This window comes from Methylobacterium nigriterrae, from assembly GCF_037106235.1.
Lineage (GTDB): Bacteria > Pseudomonadota > Alphaproteobacteria > Rhizobiales > Beijerinckiaceae > Methylobacterium > Methylobacterium nigriterrae.
The window spans coordinates 1-404 of sequence record NZ_JBAWTG010000586.1 but is presented as its reverse complement, the minus strand read 5'-3'; the positions used below and the strand labels follow the sequence as shown (position 1 = coordinate 404).

Here is a 404-nt window from a genome sequence, read left to right as displayed (position 1 = left end):
CGCTCACCCAGGTGGATGACGTTTCCGTGCGTGTCTGCGAGCAGTTGCACCTCGATGTGCCGGGGCGCCGTGACCAGACGTTCGAGCAAGAGCGTGTCGTCGCCGAAAGCGGAGGAGGCGATCCTGCGGGCGGTCTCGAGCGCTTCGGTCAGCTCGGAGGCGGCGTGCACGGGCACCATGCCCTTGCCTCCCCCGCCGGCCGAAGGCTTCACCAGAATCGGAAAACCGAGCTCGATCGCCGCCGCCTCGAGTTGCTCGTTGTTGAGGCCCGGCGAGGAGACGCCCTGAATCACCGGAACACCGGCCTTTGAGACGTGCTGCTTGGCGCGGATCTTGTCGCCCATGAGGCCGAGGGCCTTCACTCCTGGCCCGATGAAGACGATGCCCGCAGCCTCGCACCTGAC

1 protein-coding gene is annotated in these 404 nt (G+C 66.8%); it reads right to left on the bottom strand.

Annotated features, from left to right (window positions below; translation table 11 throughout):
- Nucleotides 1-344: ATP-binding protein (locus WDW90_RS38340; protein WP_488803329.1), on the bottom strand; the 344-nt coding region annotated here is incomplete at its 3' end.
- Nucleotides 345-404: the final 60 nt, after the last annotated feature.